This window comes from Bradyrhizobium sp. UFLA05-89 (genome assembly GCF_059803475.1).
The window spans coordinates 1-25193 of sequence record NZ_JBANBA010000008.1; the positions used below are offsets into that span (position 1 = coordinate 1).

Here is a 25193-nt window from a genome sequence, read left to right on the forward strand (position 1 = left end):
CGATCTCTATCCGAGCCAGCTCCTCGGCGACAGCGGCTATGGCTCGGCCGAGATGCTGGCCTGGCTGGTCTATGAGCATGGTATTGAGCCGCATGTGACCGTCTTCGACAAGTCGGCCCGCACAGACGGGATCTTCGCGCGCGATGACTTCACCTATGACCACGCTGGCGATCTCTATCGTTGTCCGGGCGGCAAGGCTCTTACTACGACCGGAACGCTAGTGAATGACGGTGCCACCATTCTTTACATGGCCAGTAAGCGCGATTGTGATCATTGCGCATTGAAGTCCCGGTGCTGTCCCAAGCAGCCCTCAAGAAGGGTGCCGCGCTCGATCTACGAGGGCGCTCGCGACATGGCGCGCGAGATAGCACGATCTTGGGAAGGCCGCACTTCGCGTCGGCTTCGCAAGAAGATCGAGATGCTGTTCGCGCACCTCAAGCGCATTCTCAAACTCGACCGTTTGCGGTTACGAGGCCCAAACGGCGCGCGCGACGAGTTCACTCTCGCAGCCACCGCTCAGAACCTTCGCAAGATGGCCAAGCTGATCCCGATGCAAACCCTTAAGCCCGCATAAAGGCCGACACAGCCGCTCGGCCGCATCGCCGCTGACGCCAATACATCGGATTACTGCCGCCCTTTTTCAACGGAATCGGCCCCAAGCCGCGCAGGGCTTAAGCCGTTGCGACGTCGGCTGTCGGCGGTAAAGGGTGTGCTTGCCTCGACCGCCCTTGTGGACCCGTAACTCACATTGGCAGCGGCACGGTGGCAAATGCGCCTTTGCTGATATCCGCGGAATGCCCACTTGTGACCAGAGGTGCCCTCTTTGTCTATCTAACTCAGCGCGATCTGCAAGCTGACCTCCTGTCCTGTGTTGAATTTCTTGGCCGTGGCCATGGTGATCGTGGAGTCGGCACGCGAGAAGCTGCTTTATTGCCGGTCCGCCCGCGGCTAGTCTCGACTTATCTGTTCAGACGATATCCACCTTACTCCCGCCGCGAGGTGGGCAATCGGTGCGTTCGCTTACTTCGGAAGGACGACAGCATGCGGGCAGTGATCGTCGGCGCGGGAATGGGCGGGTTGATGACGGCGTTGGCGCTGCGACAGTCCGGCGTCTTCGCATCGGTCGATGTCTACGAGCAAACCAAGGTGCCGAGCACCGCAGGCGCCGGTTTGAACATCCCGCCCAACGGGGCGCGGCTATGTCGTTGGCTGGGCGTCGACCTCGACGGTGGGGATCCCAAGGGGCCCGACGGGGCGGCCGATGGCGGCCGGGCGGCCATTCTGGAGTCGACACGGCAGTTCAACGCGGACGGGAGCGTAACCAAGCGGCCGTTCGATCATGTCACCGCCGCGGGCGACGGTGCCGGGTTTCATCACATGCACAGGCTGGACCTGTTGATGTGTCTGTACAAGCGGGTGTTCGAGTTCGGCCCCGATAGCGGCGCGCCGTGTCCGATCACCGTGCACATGGACTCCAGGCTGACGCAGTTGCGTCAGACCGCCGGCGAGGTGACGGCGAACTTCTCAAATGGCCGAACCGCCACCGGAGAGGTTCTCGTGGGTGCCGACGGGATCAACTCTGCCACGTTGCAGCTGGCGTGGCCGAACCCGCGTCCCAAGCGATGGACTGAGGTGACCTGCTTTCGTGGACTCATTCCGCGGGCGGCAGTCGCCTCGCTCAGCAAGGCCGACGGCAGCCCGCTGGACAACAATCCGATCGACTCCTTCAGCATGGACCGCCATCGCAGCGACAAGAGCGGCGCGACGACGTACTGGGTGCGCGGCGGTGAATTGTTGAACGTGTGGATCGCCCGCTATGAGCCCGACTCTGCCGCGTTCGAGAAGGAGGAAGGCGACTGGTTTCCGGTGGCTCGGGAGGAGATCGTTCGTGAGGTCGGCGAGGCATTCACTGGGCACCCCAGTCGAGACGACCTGCTCACTCTGGCGGGAGCAATCGTTCGTCCGACGAAGTGGGGCCTCTACGATCGTGACGCCCTCGAGACCTGGGTGCAAGGCCGTATCTGTCTACTCGGTGACGCGGCGCACCCGATGCTTCCCACGTTTGGCCAAGGCGCCGCGCAGTCCTTCGAGGATGCCGCCGCACTCGCCAGCGCCTTCGCCCTGCACAAAAATGATGTGGCGACAGCGCTGTTGCATTACGAACGCGTGCGGCATTACCGCGCGACCCGCTTCCAGCTCGGCTCCAAATTCGCCTTTGATCACTTGCGGGCCAAGGATACCGCTGAGCAGAAGGCCCTACTCGAGAAGCTCGACGAGCGGGTAAGCCCAGCCTTCGCTCACGATAAGCGAGGCGGCGATGACGACTCCTGGATCTACGCGTACGACGCCCGCAATATCGGCGCCGAACTGCCTTCCAAGAGATTAGGACCGTGGGATTTCCGTCGAGCCGCCGAGGCCAACTACGCCACGATCACCCGCATGCTCTGGATGCCAGGTGTTCCCGCCAAGGGGACACGCCCCGTCACGCGCGAAGAGGTCACCCGACACAACACGCGAGACGACTGCTGGGTCATCATTCGGGGAAAAGTCTACGACATCACCGAGTGGGCACCCCATCACCCCGGTGGCGCGGGAATCGCCCGAATGTACGCCGGCAAGGAAGCCACTGCCGAATTCGGTGACTACCACAGTGCCGAGGCTGTCGCGCACATGGCTCATTTCTGCATCGGCGACGTCGTCGAGAAACTAACTGCCTTCCCGTGAGGGGGCACGATGGTTGGCACTTTCCAGTGCGCAGCATCACGCGGCGCCGACTACGCCCGCTTCGCGCTAGACGCTCCGGCCGTGGCGCGCCATCCAGACATTTCGCCAGGTCAGCATCACAACGGCGACCCCGAGGATGACGACATTGAACAGCTCCTGTCCTTTGCCTTCGAACAGTTGCGACAGACCGCCAGCAAATGCCGCGACGACGCACGCCCCCGCGACGCCCGCCAGCACGACTCCGGCGATCCAGCGATCGCGGTGCGCGACGCCGCGCGTGGCCGCGAGCACGATGCCGACGATCAAGCCAGCCTCGAAGACTTCGCGGAAGACGATGACGAGCGCGGCGAGCACGAGGCGGGAGCCCTATTCGACGACCAGGGCGCCACGCGCCTTGTCGTTGAAGTCATCATAGAACTCATAGCGCCCCGCCTTGAGAGCTCGGACGTTGACCACGCCCTGAGTCTTGGGGGCGACAACTTTTTCCACCCTAAGCGAGTTGCTTTCGAACTCCATCGCCTTGCCGTCTAGATTCCTGATCCGGAATACGACCGGCTTGTCCGCCGGCGCTCGTACCTCGCGCGGCTGAAACTGCCCGTTGGAGTAGCTGATCTGAATTTCGGTCGCCTGCTGGGCCGATGCCATCGACAACGGCAGCACCGCCGTGCAGAGCGCCGCGAGAGCGAGCTTCCTGGTCATGGTCAACATCTCAGAGCCTTCGCATTTTGAGGAGGTTAGAACTCGACCGCGAATTTGAGTCTGGCGCGGTTGCGCTGGAATTCGGCGAGATTGAGCGAGAACGGCGTTCCGACCTCGCGACCCCATATCTGGGTGTTCCAGGCAGCGGTCATGAACATCTTCGGCGTGAATCGGACATAAAGTGTCGGTCCGAGCATTACGGCATCGCCGGTGAAGGCTGAGAGCGCGAAGTCGTCATAATGGCGCAGATACCAGACTTCGCCTCCGATCACGACATTGGGCGTGAAGCGGAACGACAGAGCTGCGGAGCCGCCGAGCTTGGTTTCCCGGATGGTCTCGTTCAGCAGCGTGTGGGTATATTCGGGCTCGTAAAGCAGGTTGAACCCAGCATACAGCCGGTTTCTCACGAGCTCGAGGTCGGCATTGAGCGTGGTCTCGAATTCGTAGTTGTGAACCCGCTCGCCGCTTGTCTCATCGACGAGCCGCACCGTCGGCTCAAATGCAAGCGTCACCGACAGCGGATTGTTCGACGTCCGCTCGAGGGCGAGGTAGCGGAATTCGCCAAACCCGCCGCTGAACGCCACCTGACGACGGTCGTCGAGATCGGTCACGTTCCGGATATCGTGGGTCGATCCAAGCGCCCCAAACTCGATCTGTACGAATTGAGACGGGGTGAATTCGAACTCGTATTTGGTCTCGGTCGCGTTGTAGCGTCCGTCGCGCTTGCCGAACCGGCCGATCGTGTCGGTCGTGAATTCCTTTTCGCCTTCGATGCCGATACCCGAACCGGTCGTGAAGCCGAAGATGTATTTTGTTTCGATCTCGCGCCAGGAGCTTGCGTCCCCGGTAGTTGCGTCGTCGGCGTGTGCAAATCCGCCGAGACAAAGCAGCGCAATGAACGCCCACATCAGAGCGCTGCAATGCTGCGCAGATTGGATTGTTTTGCGCATGCTGAAGACCCATCGCTTGCCCCTTCGACGTCATCAACTTACGGCATATCGTGGCACAGCCAAAAAGATTCATTCTAAGCTGGAACGATTCTAAGCGCTTTCGGGTCGCGGTGGCGCAAGTCCGCTTCTAGGCGATCGCCTTCCACGTGATCCTGTTGATCCTTTCTCGGTCGCGCCAGGCTCGCCAAGAATAGGTGATGAAGGTTGGAAACGCCGGCACGTCCGGTTGTGATAAGGTCGCGACGACTTGCGAGATGCGCTCGCGCGTCGAGGTCGAAGAGATCGTTCGTAATGAGGTCTATGAGGTGCTGGAGGAGTTGAGCCGTCCCATCCTCCCCCTCGATCCGCCTCCGGGTTATCTCGGCGATGAAATGAGCGCTGGGGAAGCCGGCACCGCTGACGATGATGAGATGGCGTGATGTTCGACCCAGGACGCATGATCGCCCAGCTCCTCGCGATGCTGACCGAGCTGGGCTGGACGCCCCCGACGATCGAGGACGTCATCGACCTCATTCTGGCGGGCGAGTTGCTGACGCTCGACCAGGCGGGCGACGTTTGCATGTGCAGCGACGAACAGGTCCGCAGGCAATGTGAACTGGCGGCCAAGGGCGGTAATCCTCTGGGCGTTCAGTTCGGCCGGCGCTGGTTCGTCAGCAAGGCGCGGCTGCTCGATGATTTCGAGCGCGGCAGGATCAACAACAAGCGTCGTGGCCCTCACGAGCGCGGGCTCGCCGAGGACCGCGCGAAGAAATACGAGGGTTGGGCGCGAACGCAAGATCCGCTGATGGAGGTTCCGGCGCAGGAGGCGTGAGCTGTTCGGTCGCTATGCACGGTTTCGGGCGTCCAGCCACGGCCGCGCGGGGTTCTGGCGGCTGCTGCCTCCGCCGACCGTGTAGATAGCGCGCCTCTCAGACAGCCTCGCTGCCGAACTATCGTCGCCCTTGAGGGAATCTCCTTGCCCCATCATAGTGATAACTGCCCTTGCGTGGCGCAATGGTAGGAGCTGGCATCCGGGAATATCGGGATGTGGCTCGCTCGTCTCTGCTCCGAAATGGGGACGATCCCGATGGTAATTACCCCAACATACGATCCGTCTCTCGTTGTCCTGTCCATCCTGGTCGCTGGCTTCGCGTCTTATACGGCCCTGGATCTCGGCGGACGCGTGGCACTAGCCCAAGGACCCACGCACCGCATCTGGCTGGCTGGGGCCGCGCTCACCATGGGGGCCGGCATATGGTCGATGCACTTCGTCGCCATGATCGCCTTCGAGCTGCCGATGCCGGTGTCCTACGATGTCGGCTTGACTGTCCTTTCCCTCGTGCTGGCGATCCTGGGCACGAGCGGCAGCTTCTACTTCATCAGTCGCCCGGGCGGCGTATCCCGCCCCCGCCTCGTCCTCAGCGGCGTCTTCATGGGGTTCGGCATCCTCGCCATGCACTACACCGGCATGGCGGCCATGCGGGGGCCCGTCGAATTGAGCTACGACCCCCTGTGGGTCGCGCTCTCCGTGATCGTCGCGATCGGCGCGGCGACGGCGGCGCTGTGGCTGGCGTTCGGAACCAAAGACCCTGGGCAGAAGCTCGCCGCCGCCATCGTCCTGGGCTTCGCCATTTCCGGCATGCACTACACCGGGATGCGGGCGGCCATCTGTACCGCTCCCGCCACGACGGAGGTCGCCCAGGAGGTCACGACCCTCGATCGGACCCCCCTGGCGGTGGCGATTGCCGGTTTCGTGCTCGCCGATTTGGCCGCCCTGTTCGCCTCCGCGTACAGGCGCAAGCGCGCCGACGAGGCCCTGCGTCAGACGCAGGCGGATCTTGCCCATGTCCAACGGGTCACCGCCATGGGAGAGCTGGCGGCCTCGATTACACATGAAGTCATGCAGCCGCTCGGGGCGGGAATGAACAATGCCGGGGCGGCCTCGCGCTGGCTGGATGCCCAGCCGCCAGATCTGGATAAGGCCCGGCAGGCGCTTGGTCGTGCCCTCGAGAACGGAATGCGTGCGTCCGAGATCATCGGCCGCATCCGTACCCTCGTCAAGAAGGAGCCCCCGCGGAAGGATGCGTTGGAGGTCAACGAAGCGATCGTTGAGGTCATTGCCCTAACCCGTGGCGAATTGATGAAAAACAATGTCTCGGTGCAGACGCAACTCGCGGAGGGCTTGCCGCTCATTCAAGGAGATCGAGTCCAAGTGCAGCAAGTGATCCTTAACTTGATCAACAACGCCGTCCAAGCGATGAGCGGTGTCAGCGAAGGGTCGCGCGGGTTGCTGATCAGCACTGGGAAAGATGCATCGGGCAGAGTGCTCGTCGCCGTGCAGGATTCTGGCCCGGGACTGAAGCCGGAGGGTTTTGAACGCCTGTTCGACTCATTCTACACCACCAAGCCCGGCGGCATGGGCATGGGGCTATCGATCTGCCGTTCGATTGTCGAAGCTCACGGGGGACGCATATGGGCCACCCCGAACGCCGGGCTAGGCATCACCGTGCAATTCACTTTGGCGATCAACGATCAAGCGACGGCATCCGCGCGTTCGGCGGCGTGATCTTCACAACTATTCAGAAATTCTGTCTCGCCGCCAACAAGAGATGATGAAGGTCGGGCACTCCGAGAAGTCTGGTTTTTGGCCCTTCTGCGACATCCGGGCACGTCCGCTATTGCGCCGCTATCGGCGGACGAGCGGACGTTAGCCGGTACTCTTCAGGCCCCGTAAGTGAAGACGGCGCCACCTTGGCGCACGCCACAACACCCCCTGCCAAGTCGCCCTAAGATCGCCCGCCGTTTGGCGCCCTCCACAAGTCCAGCCTTTGCCAAGCATGCGACGAGCCGTACTCTGGCAGCGCACCAGCATTCTTCCGAAAAAAATCACCCATGGAAAAATTCGAACACGAACTCGCGGCGTTGCGTGCGCGCGCCGCGGCCCTTCACAGCCCTCATAAAGCCGCTGAAGCCGTCTTTGTTGAAGCCGAGGCGAAGCTCCAGCACCACCTGCTGGAAGCCGACCTCGACGGCGACGAAAAGGTCCGCACGAAGCTGGAGGCGACGGTCGCCGGCTGCGCACTGACGCGTGACAACTTCGCCAAGGCGATCGCCGTGCAGAACATGAAGATCGTCGAGGTCGAGGCCCAGATCGCCGCTCAGCGCGCGGCCATTGAGCGTAACGCGGCGGCCGACAAGCTGGCGCGCGACCTCGACGAGATCGACAAGGCGCTGCCGGCATATCAGACAGCCGCTCGCCAGCTCGCCGATGCCGTCGAGGCTGTCGCTCACCTCCATTTCGAAGCCAACGAACCGGGTACGGTCGCGCGCAACTGGGCGGCGCAGATCGACGTCGCTGGGGCGCTTGCTCTGGTGGAGCTGCGCGGAATGGTGGAGCAGATCAGAACCGGGGCTGACGCCATTCCGCCGAAGCCTGCGGTTGCGGCGCCGCCGCCCACCATGACCATCTTCATGCTCAAGTCGGCCCGCTATCGCGACCATGATGGCCGCAAGCGCTTCGCCGGCCAGTTCGACGACGCAACCATGCCGGCGGCGACGGCCCAGGCGCATTGCGCCTCGGCATCGCGGTAGCCACCGCCGATCCGCGCCGCGCCCAGCTCCGTGGCACGCGCGGCGGCGACTTCGCTCCGAATGCCCTGACGTGGTCGATCTCGACCTCACGGAGCCGCCGAGCACCCCCCCGATGCCGTGCTCCGCGAAGCCAACTTCGAAGTCATCGACCGGAGCGCTGAAGCGCGCACGGCCGAGATTACTGTGGCTCGGTTCTAGTCATGGGCAAGAAATTGCTTCCTCCCGATTTTGTTTCCCATCGGATCGCCCATAGGCTTGATGGCTACGTTATCGGTCACAATGGCGGGGTTCCTCGCGCTGTCGCTGAGGCGATGTTCGAGGCTATGCCGTCCGTTGGCGGCTCCAGCGAAATCGATCGCATTCGCCGGCGCATGCTCGTTCGGCAGCATCAGCATGAGTTTGCGCAGAAGGTGCGCAAGGCTCGTGAAGAGCGCTTCAAACGCGCGAGAGGGTGCAAGAAGCCAGTATGAATATCAGTTCCGGTGAACCTGGGCCTTGTTGCGGTTCTCACTTTACGCAACAGCGGTTCATCGGGAGCGCGGCCGCGCTGTCGGTCGGATAGCGCGGCCGCTGGAGGTTTGAAATGACCAACATGATCGACGAAGAAAAGGGCGACGAGTACGACGAACTCCTCGCCTCGATCGGTCGGTCGTGTGACGAAGACATGCGGATCGCGATTCATGAGAGCGGCCATATCGTGGCCGCGCGGCTGCTCGGACATTCGCTTGGCGGAGCGACGGGCAATCCCGGCCCGGGCTACGGCGGTCGGGTTTGGAGCGAGCGGCACATGGAGGCGTGTGCCGAAGGCCGGGGCGATGCTTTCCACGTCCGCCATGCACTTGCTCCGTTGATGCCGCAGCCCGGTGAGGATCACAGCTCGGTCTCCGACATCTACGGGAATTGTTACACTCAGGTGATCGAGCTGATGGCCGGCCGCGCTGTCCAGCGCGGTGTCGTCGAGCTCCTCCGGTATCGGCCAGGTGATGCCGGTCACCGCGGCGCGGCGGACATACTCCGCGATCGCGCCGTACGCCCGATCCCGACCGATCGGGCGATCACCCGATCGCTCGCCCCACAGGCATACTTCAGGCGCAGAACTTCTCGAATCTTCCGCATCGGCAATCTCTCGGCGGGCAGGGCCCTTCAAGATCATCAAGCCGGTTTGGGGTGATTGCGGTTGCTGCTCGAAAGGCTCAGCCTGGAAGGGAAGCCGAACGCGACCATGCGGTCCGATCGAATGCGGCCACCAGCTCGCGTCATGGCGCAGTCTCAGCCCAACGACTTTGAGAGAGGCCCGACAGCTTCACCTGGCGAAATTTCGGTCATCATGCGGAATCCGAGGCAAAGCGGCCACCGATTCCGACGGAAGGCGGCCACCCTGTTGATAGGGTGAGGCGGGGCGCGTTGTCGGCAATCTGAACGGGGCAAGGTCCTCCTTTTGCGGTCCACGCAATGGGAGGTCCGATGAAGACGACGCAGCCGAGGCGCTCTAGCACAAGTCTCACTTCGTCAATGCCATCGGTGTCGAAGGAAAGCTGTTCTCGCAGCGGCGCGCGCAACGATATCGCAACGAATTGGGTGAAATCACCGTGAACAAAACGGGACGGAAACAGAGGCCACGGCGAGAAAAATCAACAACTTAGAACATGTTCACTGCGTTCGGGACGCAGGGGTCGCAGGTTCGAATCCTGCCACTCCGACCAGAAATCATTAGAGTTTTTCTTCTGATTTTGGTCCTCGGTCAAGCTGGCCACCGTTTTCGGCCACCGCAACATACCGGCCCTTTTTGCTGATCGCGGATTCCGCTCCCTGCAGGTAATCGGGGTGATGCTGGTGATAGGTCCCCTGTAGGATCTCCGGGGACATCCCCAGGAACCGGGCGGCCGGCCAGATTGGCACGCCACGCTGCATTGGCTGAGCGTCGGGCCCACGACAACATCATCGGGCCCTGCAATTCTTTCCAGTCCCATGTCTCTTTCAAGTCCCATGTGGCGCGGTCAATGCCCGCCGTGAGCCCGGCCATCTGATTGGAACACCAGGTAACCGCGAGGAAGCTAAGCACCACTCCGGCAAATTACAAAATGAAACGACGTTCTAAAATTTATTGCAACGCCGTTCTATTTTTGTTATCGGGACGTCATGGCCGGGGAACAACGGTCGATCTGGAGGAAACTCAATGGCAGGTGTCACCGCCGTTTCAGCCGGCACCAATCTTACGCCCGAGCAGGAGAAGATCCTCTCGAAGGTCATCTGGCGGATCGTGCCGTTTCTGCTGCTTTGCTACATCGTCGCCTACCTCGATCGGGTGAACGTCGGGGTCGCCAGCCTGACGATGAACCAGGATCTCGGTATCTCGCCGTCCGAATTCGGCTGGAGCGCAGGCCTTTTCTTCTTCGGTTATTTCCTGGCCGAGGTGCCGAGCAATCTCGCCCTGCAGGCCATCGGCGCGCGCAAATGGATCGCACGGATCTTGATCACCTGGGGTCTGCTCTCGGCCGGCACGGCTTTCGTCGTCGGCCCCGCGAGCTTCGGCTTCATGCGCTTCCTGCTGGGGCTCGGCGAAGCCGGCTTCACGCCGGGTGTGTTTCTGTATTTCACCTACTGGTTTCCGGCGCGCGTCAGGGGCAGGGCGACGGCAGCGTTCCTGCTCGGTATCCCGATTGCGAACATCCTCGGCGCACCGCTTTCGAGTATGCTGCTGACACTCAATGGTCTCGGAGGCCTGCATGGTTGGCAGTGGCTTCTGATCATCGAAGGTCTGCCCGCAACCATCCTCGGCTTTGTCTGCCTGTTCACACTGACGGACAAGCCCGATCAGGCAAAATGGCTGAGCGTCGACGAGCGGGCGTGGCTTATCAAGCTAATTGCCAGCGAGCGCGAGGCGATTGCCACCAAGCATCCATCCAGATTGAGGGATGCTTTCACCAATTGGCGGGTGCTCGCATGCGCGTGCATCAACTTCTGTGCAATCATCGGTTCGGTCGGTCTCGGCTTGTGGATGCCGCAGATCCTGAAAGGATTCGGCTTTAGCGTCGTGACCGTCGGTTTTCTTGCTGCTCTGCCTTATGTTTGCGGTGCTGTGGCCATGATGCTGTGGGCGCGCCTGTCGGATCGCGGCGGCGAGCGGAGCTGGTTCGTCGCATCCGCGCTGGTCGTGGGCGCAGTGGCGCTGATCGTGTGTGGCTATGCTACATCGTCGGCCTTGATCTCCATCATCGCACTCTGCGGCGCCGTCGTCGGGATCATGTGCTACCAGTCGACCTTCTGGCCGATCCCGTCGAGCTTCCTCACCGGCAGCGCTGCCGCGGGTGGACTCGCACTGATCGTCTCGATCGGCAATCTCGGTGGTTTCGTGGGCCCTTATCTCATCGGCGAAATCCGCCAGGCCACCGGCAACTTCTCCTGGGCGCTGATCTCGGTGGCCGGATTCCTCGTCCTCGCCGCCATCCTCATCTGGTTCGTCGGCGTCAGCTTGCGGGATGGCAAGTTCGCCTCTCCCAAGATGGCGCGCGCATGACCTCAAAAAATTCAGCGAAGGAGTACACAATGAGCCAAAAGCAGCAATTTCGCCTCGGCCTGGTCGGCTATGGCGAGATCGGCAGCACGTTGGGCAAAGGGCTGCGCGGCGCCGGCCTGGAGCAGATCTTCTGCTATGACAAATATGCCTTCGACGGGCCTTATGCCGATCTGATCCAGAGCCGCGCGAAAGCGGCCGGCGTCACGCTCGTCAAATCCAACAAGGAACTGGCGGATGCGGCCGAGCTGATCTTCAGTGCGACCCCGGGCTCCTCATCGCTTGCGAGCGCGGATGCGTTCGCGTCCGTGCTCGACCGCCGTCACACCTTCCTCGATTTCGCCTCCGCCACCCCGAAGGTGAAATACGGCGTGGCCGAGCGTCTGGCCAAGACCGGCGCCATCCTCGGTGATGGCTCCATCATGGGGACGCCCAAGAATGGTTATTCGATGCCGATGCTGTCGAGCGGTGCTGCGGCGCCACGCGTCATCGAGCTGCTCGTGCCCTGGGGCATGAGCATCGAATATGTGGGCGAGAAGCTCGGGACCGCCTCCGGAATCAAGATCCTCCGTTCGGTGCTGCTCAAGGGCACCGAGGCGCTGATCGATGAGATGGTTTTGGCCGCACGGTCCTATGGCCTGGACGAGGCGGTGCTGGCTTCTGCCTCCAAGACGTTGACCCGACCGTTCATGGATACGGTTGAGAGCCTGACTCCCTCCGGCGTCATTCATTCTAGGCGGCGATCGGAAGAGATCGAGATGGCCGCAGAGGCGGTGGAAGATGCCGGCGTCGAGCCGCTGATGGCACGCGCAGCGGCGGCGCGGCTCCGTTGGAAGGACAGCCTGGGCCTCAAGGAGCACTTCAAGGGCGTCGTCCCGGAGAACTACAAGATCGCGATCGACGCGATCGTGGCCAAGACGCAGAAGACCAAAGCGGCCAAATAAGGCCGAAGGCCGGATAGGACCAGGATAGGTCCAAGGCAAAATCCAATACGAACAGGGAGGCGGACGTGGCGATTGTTCGGACAGACGCCGGCCGGATCGAGAAGGTGACGATGCGCAGGGTTCTCCTGCGCCTCGTTCCGTTCCTGATGGCTTGCTACTTCTTTGCGTTGCTCGATCGCGTAAACGTCGGCTTCGCTGCGTTGCAGATGAACAAGGATCTTGGTCTTACGCCCGCGATGTTCGGCTTCGCGGCAAGTCTGTTTTTCGTTTCCTATTTCCTCGTCGAGGTGCCCAGCAATCTGGCCCTACAGAGGGTCGGCGCCAGGCGCTGGATCGCCCGGATCATGATTACCTGGGGGTTGGTGACGGCGTGCATGGCTTTCGTCGTCGGGCCATATTCGCTGTACGCCATGCGTTTCATTCTGGGCGCTGCGGAGGCCGGTTTCTTTCCCGGCGCGATCCTCTATCTGACCTACTGGCTTCCCTCGCTGTACCGGGCGCGCATCCTGGCGACCTTCACGGTATCCATTCCGCTCGCGACCTTCCTGGGCTCGCCTTTGTCGGTCGGGTTGCTCGAACTTGACGGTGCGCTCGGCCTGCGCGGATGGCAGTGGCTCTTCATTCTCGAGGGATTGCCGACTGTGATGTTGGGGGTAGCGTGCCTGTTCGTGTTGACCGACAGGCCCGCGCAGGCCTCCTGGCTCACCGCTGAGCAGCGCGACTGGCTGATCGGGCGCATGGAAACGGAAGTGGCCACGCGCAAGCCGGTCGGGCACCTGTCATTGTGGCAACTTGCTACCAACAAATACTTCCTCGTGATGGCCCTGGTGTGCTCCGGTGCGTCCGCGACGGGAAGCGTCTTGTCAGTTTGGCAGCCGCAGCTCCTGAAGTCGTTCGGCCTCTCGACCCTGCAGACGGGGTTCGTCAACGCAATTCCCTACGGAATTGCGACCGTGCTCATGGTGCTGTGGGGACGCCATTCGGACAGGACGGGCGAGCGGCGCTGGCACACGGCTATCCCACTGCTGCTCGCGGCGGGTGGCTTCACCGCCTTGGGCCTGACCGGGACTGCGGTCGTGCCTACCATCATCATGGTCACCTGCTGCCTGGTCGGTGCGTATGCCTTCAAGGGTCCGTTCTGGGCGCTCTCGTCGAGCTGGCTTTCGGCGAGCACGCTCGCAGCCGGCCTCGCCGGCATCAACGCGGTTGCGAACCTGATCGGCGGCGGCCTCATGGTGAACGTAGTCGGGCTCGTCAAGGAGCGGACCGGCAGCTTCGTGCTCGGAATGTTGCCGCTCGCGCTGCTTTGCGCTGTGGCGGTGGTTTGCGTCCTCTCGCTGGGGCGCGGCGCCGCGCGCGAGACGGAGATGGCGACAGCGAAGTCATGACGTGACTCTCGGACGGCCCGCGCTGAAGCCCGGTCTGCAACACGTCCTGTTTGAGCCCAGGAAAACCAACAAGTCAGGGAGTACGGCAATGACGCTTTTCCGACAACCCTCTCAGCTTTCGATCGCTGAGGGCAACTCCGATGGTGCAAGCAGGCGAAGTTTCCTGAAATTTGGATGCGCGTGCTGTCTGGCCGCGGCCATGCCGGCTGCTTATGCCGCGACCCCTTCGCCGGACGTTGCACGTCATTTGGCGGCTGCGAAGGAAGCCGCCGGATCCGATCTCGGCTCCTACCTCGTGCTCGGCAACGCCGCGGATCCGGACTACAAGGCGCCTCCAGTGTCGCTCGAACAGCTCATGAAGATCCCGGCGCCTCCGCCGGGAAAGGCCTTTGACAATCTGTACTTCGTCGGCAGCACGTGGGTGAGCTGCTGGGCGATCACCACATCCGACGGTATCATTCTGATCGATGCGATGGACAATGAGGAAGAAGCCGCGCGCATCGTCGAAGGCGGTTTGAAGGCGCTTGGCCTCGATCCAGCGGCGGTCAAGACCATCATCGTCACCCACGGACATGGTGACCACTATGGTGGCGCCAACTACTTCGTGGAGAAATACAAGTCTCGCATCGTCGCAAGCGAGGCCGATTGGTCCATGATGGAGACCAAGCTCGAATTCGACAGTCCACTCTGGGGCAGGCCACCCAAACGGGACATTTCGGTCGTTGACGGACAAAAGATCTCGCTCGGCGATGCGACCATCGACATTCTGATTACGCCGGGCCACACGATGGGGACCATTTCGCCGCTGTTCGACGTCCGGTCGGGCTCGCAGAAGCATCGCGCGCTGTTGTGGGGCGGAACCGGCTTCAACTTCGGAAAGAAGCCAGAACGCATGCAGGCCTACATCGATGCGACGGCACGAGCGCGCGGCCTCGCCAAGGAGCAGGGCGTGGACGTGTTCATCTCAAATCATGAGCATTTCGATGGCGCGCTTGCCAAGCTCGCGGCCCGAACCGCCGATGGCCCCAACCCGTTCGTGCTGGGGGAAGCGACGGTTCAGCGCGCGCTTACCGTCATGAACGAATGTGCTCAGGCAACGCTTGCGTCCTGGAAGTGACGCCTTCCACAACGCGTGCGGACCGGCTCCTCCCTCGCGCTAGAAGCCGTACAGGTTGGTCGGGTTCTCGACGAAGATGCGTTTGCGCAAAGCATCGCTGCCGATCCAGTCGGACGTAAGATCCACCAATAGGGCATCATCGGGCTTGGCGTTCTCGGCTGCGGTGGGGTGCGGCCAGTCCGTACCCCATACAAGCCGCTCCGGCGCGAGTTTCAGAAAGCCCTTGGCGATCTCTGCAGCGTCCGAGTAGGTCGGCGGACCGACCTTCGAGAAAGTATAGGCGCCGGACAGTTTGACCCAGGCCTTGCTCTGCTCCAGGAGCTTTGCGATGACGCTGAAGGCGGGATGCGAGACGCTGGGAAGCTGTCCCATGTGATCGAACACGACCGGCACGGGCAAATTGCGGAGGAGATCTGCGTAAGTGACGATCCGCTCGGCGCCAGCGACGACCTGGACGTGCCAGCCCCAAGCTGCGGTCCGCCCCGCAAGCGGCTGCATCATCTCCACGGGTGCGCCGGCAGGATAGGAGAGGTTGAATCGCACGCCGCGAACGCCGAGGTCGTGCATGGACTTGAGGTCCGCGTTCGCAATGTCGTCCTTCACGACCACGATTCCGCGCGCCGAGGCGCCGAATTCCTTCAGCGACTCCAGCACAAGGCGGTTGTCCGTGCCGTAGGTAGACGGCTGCACGATGACATGTCGTGCAATGCCGACCCGCGCCTGGAGGTCGCGATAGTCGGAGATCAACGCATCCGCGGGCCGCAAACTCGCCTTGGGGTCGGCTGGATACCGCGCATCGTAGATGTGATGGTGACAATCGACAGCGCCTGGCGGCAGCGGGATCTTTGGTCGCTCCGTGCCACCCGACCATTTGACCTGCCGCGCAGCGGCCGCAACCGGCGACAGTGAAGCCCCAACGCTTGCGGCCGCCATTGTGCGAACGATCTCGCGACGGCTCAGGCTTGCTCTCGTCATTGCCGATCTCCAGTCATCTAGAGCGTTTTCCAGCGAAGTGAACGCCGGTTCGCGTGAAGAAAACGCGTCAAAACAAGAATCTGAAGTCCCGTTGCGATGCAATCGGAACGGGACTCTAGTGGTTCTGCATGCCCCATTTGCGAACTGTCATGGCCTCGACGCTGCGGAAAACGAGTCCTTCGACTGCGAGACCGATCAGGATCACGGTCAGCAGGCCGGCAAATACGTTGGCGGTCTCCAGCGCGTTGCGCGCCTCGAAGATGTACCAGCCGAGACCGGCGGCATTACCGGAAACGCCGAACACCAGTTCGGCCGCGATCAGGGTTCGCCAGGCGAATGCCCAGCCGATCTTGAGGCCGGCGAGGATCGAGGGAAACGCTGCAGGAATCAGGATGAACAGCACCATGCGCAGGCCGCCGAGCCCGTAGTTTCGGCCCGCCATGCGCTGGGTCTGGCTGACTGAGAGGAAACCGGTATACGTGTTCAGCGACACCGCCCACAGCACGGAGTGGACGATCACGAACACGATGCTGGTCGTGCCGAGCCCGAACCAGAGCAGCGCCAGCGGCAGGATGGCGATCGCCGGCAGTGGATTGAACATCGCCGTCAGCGTCGCGAGCACGTCAGTGCCGATCCGCGTCGAAACTGCGAGCGTGGTCATGACGGCCGCGATCGCGATCGCCGTCGCATAGCCGATCACCAGGATCCGCAACGATGTCGCAGCGGAGGCCGGCAGCTTGCCGACGATGACATCGGCCGACCATGCCGACAGGGTGTCGCTCAGCGAGGGGAACATCAGAGGATTGGCGATGTAGCGCGCATAGACCTCCCATATGATCGCCAGCACCAGCAGCACGAGCCCTCGCCGGATGGCGGTGACGGCCATGATGGCCTCGACGAGGCCGATCGGACGACTGATGTCGCCGATTTCGCTGATGTCGGCGGGAGTCCGCTCGATGTCGGGACGGGACAAGGACGCGCACGTGGGGATGGCGGAGTCAGCCATGGGCGGTCTCCTCGTCTCCGAACAGCATATTGTGGATATTGCGGTTGAACGCCATGAAGGCGGCATCGCCCTGATGGCCAAAGTCATACGCGGTGGCATCGAGTTCGGCACGGACCTGGCCTGGATGCGGTGTCAGCACCAGGATGCGCGAACCGAGGATGATGGCTTCCTCGATCGAGTGTGTCACGAACAGCAGGGTGAAGCGGACATCCTCCCACAGCTCCAGCAGTTCTTCCTGCATGCGGCGGCGTGTCAGGGCGTCCAGCGCGGCGAACGGCTCGTCCATCAGCAGAATGCGCGGCTCCATGGCCAGCGCCCGCGCGATCGCGACGCGCTGCTTCATGCCGCCGGACAGCATGTGGGGATGGACGTCCTGGAAGCGCTCCAGTCCAACTTTCACGGTGGCGCGCCGCGCCCGGTCGCGAATTTCCTCCTTAGGAAAGCGGCCCGAGCGGCGCATCGGAAACATCACGTTGTCGAGAACGGTGAGCCAAGGCATCAACTGATCGAATTCCTGGAACACCATCATGCGATCGGGGCCTGGTCCCACGATTGCATGGCCGTCGATGGTCATGGTGCCTTCGGTCGGGTTCATGAAGCCGGCAGCGCATTTGAGCAGGGTGGATTTCCCGCAACCGGACGGACCCAGCAGGATGAAGCGATCTTCGCGATGGACGTCGAACGATGCCCGGTAGGTCGCGGTGACGAGCCGATCGCGCGTCTTGTACTGCAGCGTGACATCTCGCACCGACAGCAGTGGCTCGGCCAATGTGATCGTAGGGTCGGGTCTTGCTTGCTCGACCGGCAGAGCTGTCATCAGCTTTCCTTTCCCTGGTTGACCGGCGTGCTGGATCGCAATCTCAGTCGCCGGGTCCGTCGCCGACCGGTGCAAAGAACACGTCTTGCCATTTGGCAGGCGCCGTCTTGATCATCCCGAGCTTGGCCATGAAGTTGGCATAAGCCATGATGCCGTGCGGTTCGGTCGACCATTTGTTGTCCCGGATCATCGCGGTCAGCGTTTCGCCGGAGATATCGAAGGGTTCTGACTTGAGGTAGATCTCGCCCGCCTTGGCCGGATTTGCCCGGATGAAGTCTTCAGCCTCGCGGATCGCCTCGACGATTCCGCGCGCGGCTTGCGGTTGGGCGTCGACAAATTTGCCCGTCGTTGCAAGCAGGCCGCTGGTGGCGGGATGGCCGAGGATCTCGTCCGATGTCGTGACGACGTGGAGCTTTGGAGTTTTCTCCAGCACCGTAATGAAGGGATCGTTGGCGAAGTAGCCGTTGATCGTGGTTGATCCACTCAGCATCATCGCGGTCGCGTCCGGGTGCGGCAGACCGACCATCATCGTATCGAAGTGCTTGATTGCGGCTTCACCCATCGCCTTCACGCCCGCCATGCGGAGCAAGATGGCTTGCGGTGAATTCAAGGCGGTGACGGCGATCCGGCTCGTCGCCGGAAAGTCCGTGACCGTCTTGATGGCGGGATCTGAGGTGTAGAGCGAATAGCGACCCATCGAAAGCGGAGTGAGGCCGCGAATGTTGTAGGACTTTCGGGTCTTCTCCCAGGCGACCAGCAGGCCCGGGGCGCCGTAGGCGCCGATCTCGATGCTGCCGCTGAGCAGGGAGTCGTTGATCGCGGGCGCCCCGCTGAGCTTCTTGATCGCGACCTTGGTGCCGACGGCCCCCTGCGCGGCAACGTTCTTGTCGAACAGTCCAAGCGCATCTGCGACGATGATCGGAAGATAGCCGATGCCGTTCTGCATCGCGATCGTGACAATGCTCGCAGCGCTCGCTCGGCGCGCGAGGAACGGGACGAGGGCGGCGGCGACACCGAGTTTCAGGACCTGACGCCTGGAAACCGTTGCCATCTCTGCCGTGTCGAAACCCGACTGTGGGGGTATCTTGCACGTTGCGTCGGCGGCATTGCTCGCCATCGCCATCTCGCTCCCTGCGGCCCGGGCGTTCTCAACGCCTCTTTTGTTCGAACGCGTCTTGCGTCCCGAACCCGATTTAGCATTTTAGAACGACGTTGCAAAACAGAAAATGAAACGTCGTTCCAATCTGCCGGTCGATGCACAAGTTCCAATGCAATTTGGGAATTACGTTAGAGCGTGACCCGGAAAAGTGTGGAGCGGTTTTCCCTCGCGACAAACGCGGAACGCGTTTGCGCGGAGATCATGCTCAAACAATCTCATCGCGCTTTAGGTCTGGAGCGCGCCGCCGAGCGCCGCGGAAAGCACTTCGGCCTCGTCGCGCAGCGCTTTTCGTGCTTCATCAGCCCGCTTCCGGGTCCAGCGCGATGCCGGACCCGTGATGGCAAGCGCGCCGAGTAGGCGCCCGCCGGCGCCGAACACCGGCATGGCCAGTGACGCGACGTGCGGATCGGTCACGCCGCTGGTATAGATCGGAACCTCGATGACCGATGAGGGTTTCCCGCGGGCCGGATCGAACTTCTGCAGCACTTGCGCGATGGAGGACTTGTCCATCGGGCGCAGGTCGCCCGGACGGACGTGCATGCGCAGGGGGAATGGCGAATCGAGCCGAAAGAGGCAGAGCCGCTGGTCGCCCCGTCGGATATAGAACGACGCGGTCTCGCTGGAGATGGCCACGAGTTTTTCCAGGGCGGGCATCACGTGGGCCTCGAGTGCGAATGACGAGAGGTAGACCGAACCCAGGCGGGCAATCTCCGTCCCCAGCCGGTAGCGCCCATCCGGAATCCGCTCGATCAGGCCGAACCGCTCGAGCGATACGCACAGCCGCATGATGGTGCTTTTGACCAGGCCCGTTCGTTGTGCGAGTTCGGTCAGTTCGAGCGCATCGTCGCCGCGCTTGAACGCCGTCAGGACGGTCAGGAGGCGATCGGCCGAAGCGACGCCTGAGACTTTCGGACGGGCGCGGACTTTTCGATCCATCATGTGAAGCACGTGGTATTCCGGTTGGCTCAACGCCGATGCGCGTACATCGGAGCGCCGGCGACGTCGAGCGTGGCACGCAGAATGGAGCCGGTCTGCGATTCCGTGATGAACAGATCATGCCCGGATGGGCCGCCGAACGCCAGATTTGTCGTTGAAATGCCCGCACAGGAAACGATCCGCCGCAGCGGCTCGGCGGTCCTCGACAGGTGCCAGACCGATCCAAAGCCGGTATGGGCGACCAGCAGGCCGCCATTTTCGTCGAGGGCAAGGCCGTCGGGGCCGCCAAGGCCCCCGTGAAGCTGGGCAAAGACGCCGACCTTCGTGGTGAGGCCGCTGCGTCCCAGCGGAATTCGCCAGACCTGCTGGGCACGAGTAACGGCGATCAGAACGTGCGTCATCTCGGGATCGATGACGATGCCGTTGGGGCTTGGGACGGTGTTGAGCAGGCAGGACAATTGCCCGGCGGCGGTCAGGCGGTAGACGCGTCCCGTTGGGTCGTGCAGGCCGGTCTGGCCCTGATCGGTGAAGTACAGGTCGCCGTTCGGCGCGAACACCAGGTCGTTGACACCCTTGAAGCCTTCCGATGCCGCCGTTTCCAGGAACGGCGTAATGGCGCCCGAGGAGGGATCGAGCAGCACGATGCCGCGCTTGTAGTCGGTGATGAAGATGCGGCCGTCGCTGTGGATCTTCAGCCCGTTGGGCCAGCCGTCATACTCCGTGATCAGCTCCCAATCGCCGCCGGTGGAGATGCGGAATACTCTGCCGAAGGGGATGTCAGTGACGTAGAGCCGTCCCTCGCGATCGAAGGACGGCCCTTCCAGGAAGCTGTCGATGGCGAGGCCGCCGCGATTGGCGTCGGCCCAGGCCGTGTTGCGGCGCTTCCGGAAGCGATCGGGCAGGCGCGTGAACACGTCCGTGTCGAGGTGGGGCGGTGGTGCAAAGAACATCAGCTTCGACCTCCTTGTTGTTAGAGTTCGAGATCCACGGCGGGAAGACCATAGGTTCGCACCGCCGTGCCGCAGAACAGTTCGTGCCGTTCCGACGGCGTCAACTCCCTCGTCATCACCTTGAATGCATTCCAGAGCGACACATAGCTGACCATGCCCTTGTCGACCGGGAAATTGCTCTCGAACATGCAGCGCGAGGGTCCGAACAGTTCAATCGCGGTCATTACATAGGGGGCCCATGCCTGGGCGAGCGCGGTCGATGATGGTGGCTCGGGCTGCTCGTGAAAATCAAATCCACCGATGCGCATTGCAAGTCCGCCGAGCTTGACGATGACGTTGGGAAGCTCGGCGAGCAGCTTCAGGTCCGCGGACCATTCCGCAAACACCCCTTCGCGGCGATTCCGATAACGGCCGATCCCCAGCGGACCTCCGAGATGGTCGAGCACGATCAGGGTATCGGGACAGGACCGCGCCAGCTCGGCGAACTCGGCGAGCTGGGTATGATAGGCCCACACGTCCAGGGTCAGGCGATATGAGGGCAGGCGGCATGCGCCCGCCATGAACTGTGGATGCGTGAGCAGGCCAGGTTTCGGCGGTACCGGATTTGAGACGATGTCGGCATCGGCATGCCAGGCGGTTTGGTTGCGGATGCCGCGAAACCGGTCGCCGCCGGCCCGACACAACACATCCAGCACGGCGTCGACGCGGTCCCCCAGCATCAAATCGGCAAAGCCGACGATGGCGGCGCAGGCCCGGACGCGGCCATACAACCCGCAGGCCGCCTGTGCGGCAATACCGTTGGCGAATTCTACCTCGCCTATGGGTTGGAGGTCCGCTGGCAGGCCCGCGCGATACATCGATCGGCTCTGGACGAAGACGGTGGCGCGGATGTCGTGCCCGCTTCGCGTGTCCGCCAGCAACTCGTCGAACAGATATCGCTGCCCCGGCCGGTCCCATAGATGGTGATGGGCATCGACGATCGGTAACTCAGGCTCGATGGCCTGTTCTCGGCAGAGCGCCAGCCAGTCCGGTCGCACCGGAACGTGCGGCGCTGCCGCCGTGCTCACGACTCGATCTCGCATCCCAGCCGCTTGAGGGCGGCATCGATCCAGCTGCGATCACTGCGACCTTCGGCGATCGCAACCATTTGATTTTCTTCGGCCGCGTGCTTGGCGGCAGCGGCCGCATGGATCGTTTCCGTGTGGTCGAAGGGCACGCAGAGCAGCCCGTCATTGTCGCCGATCACGAGGTCGCCCGGCTCGATCACCATGCCGTCGATGGCAATCGGGACGTTGATTTCACCAGGACCGTCCTTGTACGGGCCGCGATGGCTGATACCGGCTGCGAACATCGGAAAATCATGCTCGGCAATCCAGGCGGAGTCGCGCACGGCGCCGTTGATGACGAAGCCGGCGAGTCCACGTTTTTGAGCGTGCGAGATCATCATTTCGCCGATCAGCGCATTGGTGAGATCGCCGCCGCCGTCAACCACGATCACGTCGCCTGGTGCCGCGATGTCGATCGCCTTGTGGATCATCAGGTTGTCGCCCGGCCGGGTCTTCACGGTCACGGCGGGTCCGGTCATCACGCCGCTGCGATGCAGCGGTCGCAGGCGCGACCCACCGGCCGTCATGCGTGACATGGAGTCGCTGATATTGGCGACAGGTATGGTGCGGAACCGCTCGACGACGTCGGCACTCACGGCGCGGCGACGCTTCAAAATCCGAAATCCAATCATGAGCTTATCCTCCCTTTATGTTGAGCGCGGCTCCAAGGAATTGGATTTCTCGCGCCTCCGCGTGCCCCGTTGACTCGCGAACGCGAGCCGGGTAGCTAATTTGAAACGGCGTTTCAAAAATAACATTTGGAGGAAAGATGCAAGCCTTCTTTTCGCGGCGGGCGTTGATGGGCGGAGCCGCCATGGTCGCGGCGGCGGGCTGGACATCCGCAAGGGCCGCCGGCGCCAAAGCGGTCACCATCGCAATTCAATATGGCTACGCCTATTTGCCGGTCATCATCGCCGACCGGCAGGGACTCTTTGCGAAGCATATTGCGGCTGCGAGGGCCGTCGACGTCACGGTGAAGATCCAGAAGATCAGCGGCGCACCCGCGATCAACGACGCTCTGATCAGCGGTTCCATCGATATCGGCGCCTACGGCCTGCCGGGCATGCTGATCGCGGCGGAAAAGACCCGCAGCTCGATCGACATTCGCGGTCTGGCGGCGCTCGTTGCCGGCGACAACGGGCTTTACACCAACAAGCCCGAGGTCAAATCGCTTGCCGACTTCAAGTCGACCGACCGCATCGCCGTCACCTCGACGACCGGGCAACAGGGCCTGCTGATGCGAATGGCGGCCGAGAAGGCTTTTGGCGAAGGGCAGGCCCGGCGCCTTGACACCATGATGATCCAATTGCCCCATCCCGATGCGACTGCCGGCCTTGTCACCGGCGGCACCATCAGCGGCTATGCAGCGCCGCATCCCTATAGCGACATCGTCGAGAAGAGTCCGTCGGTTCATCGGCTGTTCTTTTTCTCGGAGTATCTGGGCGAGAAGGTCACGAGCGGCTTGCTCGCGACCACGGGCGGATTCGTGAAGAAGAACCCGGAGGTCGCCGCGGCCATCGTCGCGGCAATCGACGAGGCCGGTGCATTCATCAAAGCCAATCCACGGCAGGCTGCCGAGATATCGCTCGACGCGGAGAAGACATCGCTCTCCCTCGACGAAACCGAACTGATGCTGAAGTCTGTTACGGGCGAATGGGGCGTGCAGCCGCAGGGCGTGATGAGCTTCGGAACATTCATGGCCAGGGCAGGGCTTTTGAAAGCGGCGCCGACCAAGTGGCAGGACGTTTTCTTTCCACCTGTCTCGGGAGGAAGCGGGAGCTGAGCGGCCGCGGGGGGCGACTCATGGGGCCCCCGTACGGAAGACTGTCGTCGTGCATCTTAACCGTGGGGCGGCGGAGTCGCTCAGATAAGAAATCGGGGACAAGAGGCGCTCATGGCCATTGATTGCGACCCCTATCCGAACACGAGAGACGTCGACAAGCATGGGCAAACGCGACGGAGCGTGATCCTGGCGGCTTTGTTGTCGCCGATCGCGCTGGCCGCTAACGCCGAGCCGAACTGGCCTTCAAAGCTGATAACCTACGTCGTCCCTTATCCTCCTGGAGGGACGACCGACATCCTCGCGCGCACGACGGCGCAGGGACTCTCGGACATTTTCGGTGTTCCCGTCATCGTGGAAAACAAGCCGGGTGCCACGGGCACAATTGGTGGAGCCTTCGTTGCCCGCGCGGCGCCGGACGGTTACACGCTGCTGGGTACTTCCATCGGGCCTCAGACCATTGTGCCGCATCTGATGCGTCAGCTCCCGTACGAGCCGAGCAAGGCGTACGAGCCGATCGTGCTGGTCGGCACGGTCGCTCACCTGCTCGTGGTCCCGGCGAGCAGTCCATATCTCTCGGTGCAGGACATTGTCGCGGCAGCCAAGGAAAAGCCCGACCTGATCTCGTTCGCATCGGGAGGGATCGGAACAATCCTCCAGATGCAGGGAGAATTTCTACGCTTGCAAGCGAGCGTGAATATGCTCCACGTACCTTACAAGGGCGACGCGCCGGCCATGCAGGACGTCATGGGAGGGCAGGTCACTTTCGCCTTCCTTCCCGTTTCAGCTGCGTTGCCGCAGGTGCAGGCGGGCGCACTCAGGGCCCTTGCCGTGACGTCGGCGCATCGGCTGCAAGATTTGCCCAAGGTCCCGATCATGACCGAGTTGGGTTTCAAGGACTTCGTCGTTGAACAATGGCAGGGAATCTACGCGCCGGCCGGTACGCCGGCGGCCATCGTGCAACGATTGAACGAGGCGATCAACCGCATCTTGAAAGAACCCGCCGTCATGTCACGCTTCGACAAGCTCGGCGTGACGATTGTCGGCGGCGCGCCTGACGTGCTCGCGCGGCAGCAGGCTGCAGATTATGAGCGGTGGGGCCAAGTCATCAAAGCCGCCAACATCAAGCTCGAATGAAGGCTTGCTGATGCCCATTCATCATGAAGATATTATCGCCAGCCCGCAGGTATCGCGGTTGCCGGTCGAGCCGCAATTGTGTGTCATCAACGTTCGTAAAGCCGTATCGCTCATCGGGAGCACCGTCGGATTGTTGTTGCTGCTCCGCCTATCGCGACACAGCCCCAAATCTCGAGTTTCAGGACTTGATCGACAAAATCCTTTGCGACAGTCCGATGCCGTGAAACTTCCTGAAGATGTCGTCGAGCCGACCGTTCGCGAGATTGGTCCGAACCCAGTCGTTGACGAAGTCCTCGAGCGAAGTATCGTCTTTGCGCATACCGATGCCGACGTCGAACTCTGCAATGGTGAATTTCGGCTCGATCTGTCTTGCCGGATTCTGTTTGGCGACCTGTACGATGACCGCTGGTTCCTGCACGAC

The 25193-nt window shown here is 62.3% G+C and carries 24 protein-coding genes and 2 pseudogenes; 13 read left to right on the top strand and 13 right to left on the bottom strand.

Translation table 11 applies throughout. From position 1 onward, the window contains the following. Positions 1-574: transposase (locus tag SO139_RS06355; protein ID WP_498539776.1), on the top strand; the 574-nt coding region annotated here is incomplete at its 5' end. Between the two features lie 467 nt (positions 575-1041). Continuing rightward, positions 1042-2724: a cytochrome b5 domain-containing protein gene (locus tag SO139_RS06360; protein ID WP_498539777.1), complete on the top strand. Its 1683-nt coding sequence runs from the start codon at positions 1042-1044 to the stop codon at positions 2722-2724. 69 nt (positions 2725-2793) lie between these two features. Here SO139_RS06360 and SO139_RS06365 read toward each other — a convergent pair. The 3 genes and pseudogenes from SO139_RS06365 to SO139_RS06375 all read right to left on the bottom strand — a co-directional run. Beyond that, positions 2794-3078 (bottom strand): annotated as a pseudogene (locus SO139_RS06365) (FTR1 family protein); the annotation flags it as partial. A gap of 12 nt (positions 3079-3090) precedes the next feature. Continuing rightward, complete coding sequence (locus SO139_RS06370) at positions 3091-3423, bottom strand: cupredoxin domain-containing protein (RefSeq protein ID WP_498539778.1); 333 nt, start codon at positions 3421-3423, stop codon at positions 3091-3093. Between the two features lie 35 nt (positions 3424-3458). Next, positions 3459-4331 (bottom strand): DUF6662 family protein, encoded by an 873-nt coding sequence (locus SO139_RS06375; RefSeq protein ID WP_498539779.1) that lies wholly within the window; start codon positions 4329-4331, stop codon positions 3459-3461. Between the two features lie 239 nt (positions 4332-4570). Here SO139_RS06375 and SO139_RS06380 point away from each other — a divergent pair, with 239 nt between their 5' ends. The 5 genes from SO139_RS06380 (at position 4571) to SO139_RS06400 (ending at position 8413) form a co-directional block, all read left to right on the top strand. Then, a complete protein-coding gene (locus SO139_RS06380; protein ID WP_498539780.1) occupies positions 4571-4792 on the top strand; it encodes a hypothetical protein in 222 nt (73 codons plus the stop codon). After that, complete coding sequence (locus tag SO139_RS06385) at positions 4792-5184, top strand: hypothetical protein (RefSeq protein ID WP_498539781.1); 393 nt, start codon at positions 4792-4794, stop codon at positions 5182-5184. Before SO139_RS06380 ends, SO139_RS06385 begins: the two co-directional genes overlap by 1 nt. A 255-nt stretch (positions 5185-5439) precedes the next feature. Next, positions 5440-6918 (top strand): MHYT domain-containing protein, encoded by a 1479-nt coding sequence (locus SO139_RS06390; RefSeq protein ID WP_498539782.1) that lies wholly within the window; start codon positions 5440-5442, stop codon positions 6916-6918. A gap of 326 nt (positions 6919-7244) precedes the next feature. Further along, complete coding sequence (locus tag SO139_RS06395) at positions 7245-7943, top strand: hypothetical protein (protein ID WP_498539783.1); 699 nt, start codon at positions 7245-7247, stop codon at positions 7941-7943. Between the two features lie 200 nt (positions 7944-8143). Then, positions 8144-8413, top strand: a complete 270-nt coding sequence (locus SO139_RS06400; RefSeq protein ID WP_498539838.1) for a hypothetical protein — start codon at positions 8144-8146, stop codon at positions 8411-8413. Positions 8414-8880: 467 nt separating this feature from the next. On the opposite strand, the pseudogene SO139_RS06405 reads toward SO139_RS06400, so the two are convergent. Then, a pseudogene (locus tag SO139_RS06405) lies at positions 8881-9059 on the bottom strand (IS21 family transposase); the annotation flags it as partial. Between the two features lie 1060 nt (positions 9060-10119). On the opposite strand from SO139_RS06405, the gene SO139_RS06410 reads away from it, so the two are divergent. The 4 genes from SO139_RS06410 (at position 10120) to SO139_RS06425 (ending at position 14906) form a co-directional block, all read left to right on the top strand. After that, complete coding sequence (locus tag SO139_RS06410) at positions 10120-11460, top strand: MFS transporter (RefSeq protein ID WP_498539784.1); 1341 nt, start codon at positions 10120-10122, stop codon at positions 11458-11460. 29 nt (positions 11461-11489) lie between these two features. Then, entirely contained in the window at positions 11490-12401 is a 912-nt protein-coding gene (locus SO139_RS06415) for a DUF1932 domain-containing protein (protein WP_498539785.1), read from the top strand. Positions 12402-12466: 65 nt separating this feature from the next. After that, complete coding sequence (locus tag SO139_RS06420) at positions 12467-13789, top strand: MFS transporter (protein ID WP_449378756.1); 1323 nt, start codon at positions 12467-12469, stop codon at positions 13787-13789. A gap of 199 nt (positions 13790-13988) precedes the next feature. Continuing rightward, a complete protein-coding gene (locus SO139_RS06425) occupies positions 13989-14906 on the top strand; it encodes an MBL fold metallo-hydrolase (RefSeq protein WP_449378755.1) in 918 nt (305 codons plus the stop codon). Positions 14907-14945: 39 nt separating this feature from the next. On the opposite strand, the gene SO139_RS06430 is transcribed toward SO139_RS06425, so the two are convergent. The 8 genes from SO139_RS06430 to SO139_RS06465 form a co-directional block, all read right to left on the bottom strand. Then, a complete protein-coding gene (locus SO139_RS06430; protein ID WP_449378754.1) occupies positions 14946-15881 on the bottom strand; it encodes an amidohydrolase family protein in 936 nt (311 codons plus the stop codon). 115 nt (positions 15882-15996) lie between these two features. After that, positions 15997-16887 (bottom strand): ABC transporter permease, encoded by an 891-nt coding sequence (locus SO139_RS06435; RefSeq protein ID WP_498539786.1) that lies wholly within the window; start codon positions 16885-16887, stop codon positions 15997-15999. Then, entirely contained in the window at positions 16880-17704 is an 825-nt protein-coding gene (locus SO139_RS06440) for an ABC transporter ATP-binding protein (protein WP_498539787.1), read from the bottom strand. Before SO139_RS06440 ends, SO139_RS06435 begins: the two co-directional genes overlap by 8 nt. A 43-nt stretch (positions 17705-17747) precedes the next feature. After that, positions 17748-18821 carry an ABC transporter substrate-binding protein gene (locus tag SO139_RS06445; protein WP_498539788.1) on the bottom strand — a complete coding sequence of 358 codons (1074 nt, stop codon included), beginning with the start codon at positions 18819-18821 and terminating at the stop codon, positions 17748-17750. A gap of 267 nt (positions 18822-19088) precedes the next feature. Then, complete coding sequence (locus SO139_RS06450; protein ID WP_449378750.1) at positions 19089-19802, bottom strand: IclR family transcriptional regulator; 714 nt, start codon at positions 19800-19802, stop codon at positions 19089-19091. Between the two features lie 26 nt (positions 19803-19828). Further along, positions 19829-20752: an SMP-30/gluconolactonase/LRE family protein gene (locus tag SO139_RS06455; RefSeq protein WP_498539833.1), complete on the bottom strand. Its 924-nt coding sequence runs from the start codon at positions 20750-20752 to the stop codon at positions 19829-19831. Between the two features lie 17 nt (positions 20753-20769). Continuing rightward, entirely contained in the window at positions 20770-21816 is a 1047-nt protein-coding gene (locus SO139_RS06460) for an amidohydrolase family protein (protein ID WP_449378749.1), read from the bottom strand. Continuing rightward, the gene (locus SO139_RS06465) at positions 21813-22487 is read right to left on the bottom strand and encodes an RraA family protein (protein ID WP_449378748.1); all 675 of its coding nucleotides are present in this window, start codon (positions 22485-22487) and stop codon (positions 21813-21815) included. The genes SO139_RS06460 and SO139_RS06465 overlap by 4 nt, the downstream gene beginning before the upstream one ends. 137 nt (positions 22488-22624) lie before the next feature. On the opposite strand from SO139_RS06465, the gene SO139_RS06470 reads away from it, so the two are divergent. Together SO139_RS06470 and SO139_RS06475 are read left to right on the top strand one after the other, a co-directional pair. Beyond that, positions 22625-23638, top strand: coding sequence for an ABC transporter substrate-binding protein (locus SO139_RS06470; RefSeq protein ID WP_498539789.1), 1014 nt, complete (start codon positions 22625-22627; stop codon positions 23636-23638). A 198-nt stretch (positions 23639-23836) separates the two neighbouring features. Continuing rightward, positions 23837-24772, top strand: coding sequence for a Bug family tripartite tricarboxylate transporter substrate binding protein (locus tag SO139_RS06475; protein WP_474800896.1), 936 nt, complete (start codon positions 23837-23839; stop codon positions 24770-24772). A gap of 178 nt (positions 24773-24950) precedes the next feature. On the opposite strand, the gene SO139_RS06480 is transcribed toward SO139_RS06475, so the two are convergent. Beyond that, entirely contained in the window at positions 24951-25190 is a 240-nt protein-coding gene (locus tag SO139_RS06480; RefSeq protein ID WP_449378745.1) for a type 2 periplasmic-binding domain-containing protein, read from the bottom strand. Between the last annotated feature and the right edge of the window lie 3 nt (positions 25191-25193).